Origin of the sequence: Mesorhizobium silamurunense (assembly GCF_014843825.1) — a bacterium.
In the GTDB taxonomy this organism is placed as follows: domain Bacteria; phylum Pseudomonadota; class Alphaproteobacteria; order Rhizobiales; family Rhizobiaceae; genus Mesorhizobium; species Mesorhizobium silamurunense.
On the sequence record NZ_JHQR01000094.1, the window covers coordinates 25,408 to 33,574 of the forward strand.

Sequence of the window (8,167 nt, forward strand, 5' to 3'; positions counted from 1 at the left end):
CCATATTCGGCAAGGATTTCGCGTGTGTGTTCGCCAACGAGCGGCGCCGGGCGTTCGATCGCCGCCGGCGTCTCCGACAGTTTCACCGTCGGCGCCACCACCTTCACTTCGCCAGCCGTCGGGTGCTTGTAGGAAGTGATCATGCCAATGAGCTGGACCTGTGGGTCGCGCTCCGCCTGAATGGCGTCCGTCTGGTGAGCGCAGTTTATTCGATTGCGCCCTCGAAGCACCGCGTTCCGCTTTCGACAGCCGCCGAATGCAACCTTGGTTGAGCGCCCGGCAAAGAAGGGCTTTCCCAAATGCCCGTCATGCCAGGGTGATACCAAATTGCCCGACCTGTAGCGCGGACATGCGCGGCACAGAGGAGAAGGGTGTCGATACACGCATCGTGACGGACATGATTAGCCCTGGCGTGGTCGAACGGATACGAGTCCGGGGTGATCGTTTCGTCAGACCGGGATTTCGTCCCTGTCGCTGATTTCCTGCAGACAAAGGGCATTAAGGTCGTCCATGCGGCGTTTCCGCCAATCGGAAGTCAGCTTTCCCAGCGTTGCTGGGGCAACTTCAGCGAGCCCAAGGTCATGAATGGGTTCCGCTTGCCCTGAGAGCTAAAAAGTCCGCCACCCATCGGGAGCGCCATCACAGGCTCGCGATCACGAGATGAGCGGCGGTTCGAAAAGCGTTTGTGCTTCATCCCGGGTGGTCGCAAACCCGAGCGCCGTCCTGAAACGCAATGCTTTAGGAGAACACCATGAGACATCTCCTCGTGTCGATGACGCTGGGCTTGCTCGCAGCCTCCGCTACCTTGGCTTCTGCCGGCAATGTCCATACGGTCACGGGCGCGCCTGGCCAGCCCAGCCAAACGATCGGAACCCCTGAAACAGGATGTGCCACCCCAGGCCACTCCGCCTCTGCTCCGGGCTCTGCCTTCAACCCCGATGGGAATGCGGGAACGCACTATGCCGGCGAGCAGCCGCAGAATTCGAACAATCCGAAGAGCGTATCTCAGTACGATGTCGCCGGCTTCCAGCAGCCCCATAACCACTAGGTGACGGTCGCAGTCGGCAAAACAATGGTCCGGCCGCATAGCAGCCGGGCCAAAATGCTCATCGTGGGCACTTTCAGATTGTGGGCAGCATCTCCTGCGATTCCAGGTCGTCCGGCCACATGATCGTTTCACAGGCTTCGTCGAGTTCCCGCTCGTCGTCACCTTCCCGATCGACCGTGTCCCTCGCCTTCGCCTGCGGCCTGTCCAGCCGAGATCGGGCTCACCGTCCTCCACTGAAAGGGATCGGTAGCTCATAGTTCGCAGTTTCGACTTGGACGAGACAGGTAACAGGGCCGAAGTTGAAGCAAGCCCCGATTGTTGCATACCCTATTTTGATTGCCTTTGGGCCGACATTCGCGTTGGCGCGGAGGATGCTCTCTATGAGATCCTTTTCGCGGAACGGCTTGTTGAGCAGTGGCACGTCCGATGGGCGATCGGCAATCGCGTCCGCGTCAGCATATCCGGTAATAATGACCGCCGGCCATGCGGAGCGGAGATTACGCGCAAAGCGAATGACCTCCACCCCGGATACCAGGGGCATGGCGAAATCAGTGACAATCACGTCGCAATCATGTGGCGCCCGTTCGATAATTGCGAGCGCTTCGACCCCCCCTGCTGCGCAGGTTACTGCGAAACCACGCTGCCGAAGTGATTGTGCAGTCAGTTGCCGCAAGACGTTGCTGTCGTCGATCAAAAGAATGGACGGGAGTTCCTTGCCCGCATCGACCCGCTCCACATCGGGCTCAACAACATCGCTGGCTGGCTGCTCGATCGAACGCGGCAACCACAATTCCATGGCAGTTCCGCGACCCACCGCACTATCTATGCGGAGCGAACCGCCTGACTGCTTCATGAATCCATAAACCGTGCTGAGACCTAGGCCCGTTCCTTTGCCGACCGGCTTTGTGGTGAAGAAGGGTTCGACCACTTTGGCCAGAATGTCCTGCGGGATGCCCGCACCGGTGTCTCTGACCGTGACAACCACATAGGCGCCGGGTGTTAGATCGTCGGAGGCGGTTTCAATCGTCCGATTTTGTGCGTTCACTGTAATTGTTCCACCCGACGGCATGGCGTCGCGTGCATTGAAAACCAAGTTCATCAAGGCCAGCTCAAGCTGCCCGACATCGACGTGCGCGGGCCAAACGGAATTGTCGACTTTCCATTCAAAGCGGATCAGGCCACCCAGCACCGGCGCCACCAGCCCATTCATCGTGTCTCCCAGGGCAGCGAGACGCACGGCTGCCGGCCTCAGATTCTGACGCCGCGAGAAGGCGAGCATACGGGTGACAAGTTCCGCGCCTTGTTTCGCCGAGCGCCGGGTTAGGTCAACGACTTGTCTCGCCTGCTCGTCGAGCGGAGCGTGCCGCTCGAGCAATCCCAGTCCACTGAGAATCGCGGCAAGCAGATTGTTGAAGTCATGCGCCAGCCCTCCCGTTAGCTTGCCGATTGCGTCGAGGCGCTGCGATTGAAGAAGCTGATCTTCGAGTTCACGCCGCTCAGTCACGTCAAGCAATGTTCCCAAGATCTCGGGTCGGCGCCCGTCGGCGCTCTTCGATAGAATGCCCTGGTCAAGAAAGATGCGGTATTTGCCATCGGCGCACTGCCAGCGGAACTCGCACGTGTAGGATCCTGTAGTCTTTGCCGACAGCAACGCTTCCCGCACTCTTGGCAGATCATCAGGATGCACACGGCTCAAGCCAAAGCGAGGATCGGACGTGAGGCGCTCCGGTGGAAATCCCGTCAGGCGTTCGACACCTTTGGTGACAAAGCGGGCTGCAAAGGGTGGCTGGGCGGCTCGCGCGTGAAAGCAGACGGGTAACGAGCCAAGAATGGCTTCCTGGCGCTCCTCCGCGTTGCGCAGCGATCGCTCAGCTTCGAGTTTTTCCTTTTCGGCCTGCAAGGCCTTTGCCAGCAAGGCCTGCTCGGCGATCGCCTTGCGCTGAATCTCGAGCGTCTTTTCATGAAGCTCGACAAAGACAGCCACTTTGGAGCGAAGCATGACCGGGTCGAACGGCTTGAACACATAGTCCACAGCGCCGGCATCGTAGCCGCGCAGCATGTGAGCATCTTCCTTGTTAATGGCCGTAAGGAAAATGAGAGGGGTGCGTTTGGATTGTCCGCGTTGGCGGATCAGTGCGGCCGTCTCGTAGCCGTCGAGACCGGGCATCAGCACGTCCAGCAAAATAACGGCGAAATCCTGCTTCAACAGGCATCGCAGGGCCTCCTCGCCAGATTGCACGGCGACCACCTCCGCAATTGGAGCCACAACCTCTTGGATCGCCAACAGATTGCGCTCGTCATCATCGACGGCGAGGACACGTGCCTTTGCAGCGCCCTCGGCGAGCTGCGCGATCTCCAATTTCTTTGAACGGATACGCGATGGCTTTTGCATCGGGGCACCCGTCAGTTTACTGACAAGAGCAGCTTTTCCGAAGTCTCGACCCGCGCCCGAGAGCGTCCGATCCAGACCCGAAGCAGCGCCAGCAAAAGATCGAGATCGACAGGCTTGGCGATGTAGTCGGAAGCTCCGGCGTCCAGGCATTTCTGCCGGTCGCCTTTCATTGCCTTGGCAGTTACGGAAATCAGCGGGATGTGAGCAATGGCAGGCGTGTTGCGAATCCGCCGCATGGTCTCGTAGCCATCCATCTCCGGCATCATGATGTCGATCAAGGCAGCGTCAACATCAGGGACTTCTTCAAGCAACGCGATTCCGTCCCGGCCACGCTCGGCGTGCATTACCTCTATGTCGTAAGTCTCAAGGACGCTGGTCAACGAATAAATGTTTCGGATGTCGTCGTCCACGATGAGCACCTTGGCGCCGGCAAGACTGAATTTATTGTCGGTTTCTCCGGTTTCCGTCCCATTGCCCGAGCGTGCCCCGCCCGGAAGCGTTGCCGAAATATGCAAAGCCAGTTGAGCGAAATTCTCGGCCCGCGGGACATCCGTCCAGGCCGGATTCAACGTCAGAACTTGTTCGATTGCCTCCGAGTGAGGGGCAAAGAACAGAAGCGGCGGCGAAGCGCCCGAGAATTGATCGGCAAGTTCATCGAGCGCCTGTGCGTTGTCCTTGGCCGATCTCCCGAAGCCGAGCACAACCGCATCATAGGAGGCGACGTCCAGGTGATCCGCGTTCGCGGCAACACGACCGACAGCAGTGACCGAGGTGACGCCGTCACGGATCGCTTCGACCAACGAGAGGCGGCGCTCCGGATCTGGGTCGGCGACAAGGACCCGGCGCTGAATGCGAAGCTTCCTTGAATGGATGTCCTGAAACACGTTCATCAATTCGTCGGACGACACGGGCTTGGAAGAGACGCTCGATGCGCCCTTGCGGGCCAGATCTTCGGTGTCTTCGGCGCCGGAAATCACATGAACCGGAATAGCCTTGGTCTTCGGATCATGGCGCAGCAGATCAAAGAGCACCCAGCCGTCGATGTCCGAAAGCCCCAGATCGAGAGTGATCGCGTCGGGAACCAGCTTGCGGGCCAGAGCCAAAGTTCCGGAGCCCGCGGTCGACAGCACGCCCTTCAGCCCGGCCGATCGCGCCAGGCCAAGCAGCAGGCCGCCAAAGGTCGGGTCGTCCTCGACAATCAGAACGACCCTGTCCTCCGATGATATGGCATCGCGATCGTCCATCAATTCCGCTGACGGCAAGCTGCTGGGCGGTGCGGTCGTGGCGATCGCCTCCGTGGCCGGAAGCAGCTCCGGCTGCGTCGTCATGGCGACCCTTGGACCATCCAAGGGAATGACGAGTGTAAATGTCGATCCTTTGCCGGGGGTGCTTTCGACCCTCAGCTCGCCGCCAAGCAGGCGAGCAATCTCGCGACTGATCGAGAGGCCAAGCCCGGTGCCGCCATACTTGCGGCTGGTGGTGCCGTCGGCCTGCTGGAATGCCTCGAAGATCAGCTTTTGCTTGTCCTCCGGAATGCCTATGCCCGTGTCGGTCACGGCAATGGCCAAGGCTTTCGTCGGCTGTTTGGCACCGTTGCGGCGCCCGGTCTTCTCAACTCGGCACTGCAGGCTTACTTCGCCCGCGGATGTAAACTTGAAGGCGTTCGAAAGCAGGTTGAGGACGATTTGCTGCAAGCGCTTTTCATCCGTGCGCACGGTCTCGGGAAGAGCGGGATCCACCTTGATGGTAAAGCCAAGCCCCTTGTCGGCAGCAAGCTGGCGGAACGTTCGCTCCATATGCTGTCTGAGATGCGCCACGGGCATATCGTTGATGTCGACCGAAACGGTGCCGGACTCGATCTTCGACAAGTCGAGGATGTCGTTGATCAGGCTGAGAAGGTCCGTTCCGGCGGAATTGATGGTGCGGGCAAACTCGACCTGTTTTTCGTTGAGATTGCCCTGCTGGTTGGCTGCTAGCAGGTTGGACAGGATGAGCAGCGAATTCAGCGGTGTCCGGAGCTCGTGGCTCATATTGGCAAGAAACTCGGATTTGTATTTTGAGGTAAGCGCCAGCTGCTCGGCCTTCTCCTCCAGCGCCCTTCGCGCCATCTCGATTTCGAGATTTTTGTTTTCAACCTGCTTCTTCTCGTTCTCGAGAAGCTGAGCTTTTTCCTGCAACTCTTCGTTTGTGGTGTGCAGTTCTTCCTGCTTCTTGGTGAGCTCGGTCTGACGCGCCTGCAATTCGGATGTCAGCAGCTGCGACTGCTTGAGCAGGCCTTCGGTCCGCATCGTTGCCGCGATGGTGTTGAGAACGATGCCGACGGATTCCATCAGCTGATTGAGAAACGATTGGTGCGTGTCGCGAAACTCGCCGAACGATGCGAGTTCGATGACGGCTTTCACCTCGTCCTCGAACAGAGCGGGAAGAATGATCACGTTTGCCGGCCGGCTGCTGCCGAGGCCTGACGTTATCTGCAGAAAGTCCGGCGGGACATTGTCAAGCATGATCGCCCGCTTGTCGGCGGCACTCTGGCCGACCAGGCCTTCGCGTAGGTCAAGGCGTTGCTTCATGGCCGCCCTGCTCTCAGCGCCGTAGGACGCCGCTAGCTCCAGATAGGACTCATCCTCGTCGCGATTGGTCACGTAAAAGACGCCATACTGCGCGTTCACCAGAGGAGCGAGTTCGGACATGATAAGGCGCGACACGGTGGCCAGATCGCGCTCGCCCTGGAGCATGCGCGAGAAGCGGGCGAGATTGGTCTTCAGCCAATCCTGCTCGGCGTTCTTCAGCGTCTGATCCTTGAGGTTGCGGATCATCTCGTTGATGTTGTCCTTGAGGGCGGCGACCTCGCCCGAGGCCTCGACGCTGATCGAGCGCGTCAGATCGCCTTTTGTCACGGCCGTCGAGACTTCGGCGATGGCGCGGACTTGGGTGGTTAGATTGGCTGCCAGCTGATTGACGTTATCCGTCAGATCGCGCCAGAGCCCGGCTGCGCCAGGCACGCGTGCCTGGCCACCAAGCTTGCCTTCTATGCCCACTTCGCGTGCGACGTTGGTCACCTGGTCTGCAAACGTGGCGAGGGTTTCAATCATGCCATTGATGGTGTCAGCGAGGGAGGCGATTTCGCCCTTCGCGTCCACTGTCAGCTTGCGCTTCAAATTGCCTTGCGCGACCGCAGTCACAACGTCGGCGATGCCACGAACCTGATTGGTCAGGTTTGTCGCCATCAGATTGACGTTGTCGGTCAGATCCTTCCAGGTGCCGGCAACGCCGCGGACTTGCGCCTGTCCGCCAAGCTTGCCTTCGGTGCCGACTTCGCGGGCCACGCGCGTCACCTCGCCGGCAAAGGAATTCAGCTGGTCCACCATGGTGTTGATGGTCGACTTCAGCTCGAGGATTTCGCCCTTCACGTCGACGGTGATCTTCTTCGAAAGGTCGCCACGCGCAACTGCGGTCGTCACCTCGGCAATGTTGCGAACCTGGCCGGTAAGGTTCTCGGCCATGGAATTCACATTGTCAGTCAGGTCCTTCCAGGTACCGGCCACCCCGCGCACCTGCGCCTGGCCGCCGAGCTTTCCCTCGGTGCCGACTTCGCGAGCGACACGCGTCACCTCGCCCGCGAAGGAATTCAGCTGGTCGACCATGGTGTTGATGGTCGATTTGAGCTCGAGGATTTCGCCCTTCACGTCCACGGTGATCTTCTTCGACAAGTCGCCCAGGGCCACGGCGGTGGTCACCTCGGCAATGTTGCGCACCTGGCCTGTGAGGTTGGCCGCCATCGCGTTCACATTGTCGGTCAGGTCTTTCCAGGTGCCGGCCACGCCGCGCACCTGAGCCTGGCCGCCGAGCTTGCCGTCGGAACCGACCTCGCGCGCCACACGGGTCACCTCCGAGGCAAAAGAGTTCAGCTGATCAACCATCGTGTTGATCACGTCCTTGATCTGCAGGATCTCGCCCAGCGCATCGACGGTGATCTTCTGGGTCAGGTCGCCGGTCGCGATCGCCGTGGCCACTTTGGACACGTCACGCAACTGCACCGTCAGATTGCCGGCCATCGCGTTGACGTTGTCGGTCAGGTCTTTCCAAGTGCCGCCGACACCTTCCACGTGCGCCTGCCCGCCAAGCTTGCCTTCCGAGCCGACTTCACGCGCAACGCGCGTGACTTCGGAGGCGAAAGAGTTCAGCTGGTCGACCATCGTGTTGACGGTGTCCTTGAGCTCCAGGATTTCGCCTTTGACGTCGACAGTGATCTTTTTCGAAAGGTCGCCTCGGGCGACGGCCGTGGTCACTTCCGCGATGTTGCGGACCTGGCCGGTCAGGTTGGCCGCCATCAGGTTGACGTTGTCGGTCAAGTCCTTCCAGGTGCCACCGACACCCCTCACCTCAGCCTGGCCTCCGAGCTTGCCTTCCGTGCCCACCTCGCGCGCCACGCGCGTGACTTCCGAAGCGAACGAGTTCAGCTGATCCACCATCGTGTTGATGGTGTCCTTGAGCTCGAGAATTTCGCCTTGCACCGCAACCGTGATCTTTTTCGACAGATCGCCAGACGCGACCGCGGTGGTCACCTCGGCAATGTTGCGAACCTGGCCGGTCAGGTTCTCGGCCATCGAGTTGACGTTGTCAGTCAGATCCTTCCACGTGCCGGCAACGCCGCGAACTTGCGCTTGGCCGCCGAGCTTGCCTTCCGTGCCGACCTCACGTGCGACGCGCGTCACTTCCGAAGCGAA

Annotated in this window: 4 protein-coding genes and 1 pseudogene; 2 read left to right on the forward strand and 3 right to left on the reverse strand. The window is 60.0% G+C overall.

From position 1 onward, the window contains the following. Positions 1-35 precede the first annotated feature (35 nt). Positions 36-383, reverse strand: a pseudogene (locus DH10_RS37865) (CoA transferase); the annotation flags it as partial. Positions 384-407: 24 nt separating this feature from the next. Between DH10_RS37865 and DH10_RS38405 the strand changes: the two are divergent. Next, entirely contained in the window at positions 408-605 is a 198-nt protein-coding gene (locus DH10_RS38405; protein ID WP_485020590.1) for a hypothetical protein, read from the forward strand. A 146-nt stretch (positions 606-751) separates the two neighbouring features. Further along, positions 752-1,048 carry an adenylate cyclase gene (locus DH10_RS11335; RefSeq protein WP_210327779.1) on the forward strand — a complete coding sequence of 99 codons (297 nt, stop codon included), beginning with the start codon at positions 752-754 and terminating at the stop codon, positions 1,046-1,048. A 220-nt stretch (positions 1,049-1,268) separates the two neighbouring features. Here the strand turns inward: DH10_RS11335 and DH10_RS11340 are convergent, their stop codons facing one another. Both DH10_RS11340 and DH10_RS11345 read right to left on the reverse strand, forming a co-directional pair. Next, the gene (locus tag DH10_RS11340; RefSeq protein ID WP_246811541.1) at positions 1,269-3,440 is read right to left on the reverse strand and encodes a response regulator; all 2,172 of its coding nucleotides are present in this window, start codon (positions 3,438-3,440) and stop codon (positions 1,269-1,271) included. A gap of 11 nt (positions 3,441-3,451) precedes the next feature. Continuing rightward, the coding region (locus DH10_RS11345) for a HAMP domain-containing protein (RefSeq protein WP_192384737.1) at positions 3,452-8,167 on the reverse strand (4,716 nt) is incomplete at its 5' end.